This window comes from Streptomyces sp. AC512_CC834 (assembly GCF_019049325.1).
In the GTDB taxonomy this organism is placed as follows: Bacteria; Actinomycetota; Actinomycetes; order Streptomycetales; family Streptomycetaceae; genus Streptomyces.
In genome coordinates this window covers 14,042-14,564 of the sequence record NZ_JAGMUO010000117.1, presented here as the reverse complement: position 1 = coordinate 14,564, position 523 = coordinate 14,042, and the positions used below count along the sequence as shown (strand labels likewise).

Annotated in this window: 1 pseudogene; it reads right to left on the bottom strand. The window is 73.8% G+C overall.

Annotation, left to right across the window (positions count from 1 at the left end):
- Nucleotides 1-449, bottom strand: a pseudogene (locus KUM40_RS36160) (hypothetical protein); the annotation flags it as partial.
- Nucleotides 450-523 lie beyond the last annotated feature (74 nt).

Genomic DNA, 523 nt, shown 5'->3' with positions numbered 1-523 from the left:
GACGGGGTGAAGCTGGCGGCGAGGGCGGCGAGGCGGGCTTCCTTGGCGGTGCGTTCGGCGGCGAGGCGTGCTTCTTCGGCGGCACGCTCGGCGGCGAGGCGTGCTTCGTCCCTGGCCGTGTCGATGTGCTCCTGGAAGCCGGGGTCGACTTCCATGCCCTGGGTGCCGGACACCGAGCCGCGTCGGGTGGGGCCTGCGGGGTCGGGTCGGGTGCCGGTTTCGGAGCCGTGTCGGGTGCGTCCCGGCGACGGGGTGAAGCTGGCGGCGAGGGCGGCGAGGCGGGCTTCCTTGGCGGTGCGTTCGGCGGCGAGGCGTGCTTCTTCGGCGGCACGCTCGGCGGCGAGACGTGCTTCCTCTTCTTCGGCGGCGCGGCGCCTTTCCTCGGCGGCGGTGCGTGCTTCGTCTCTGGCTGTGTCGATGTGTTCGCGGAAGCCGGGGTCGACTTCCATTCCCTGGGTGCCGGATGCCGAGCCGCGTCGGGTGGGGCCTGCGGGGTCGGGTCGGGTGCCGGTTTCGGAGCCGC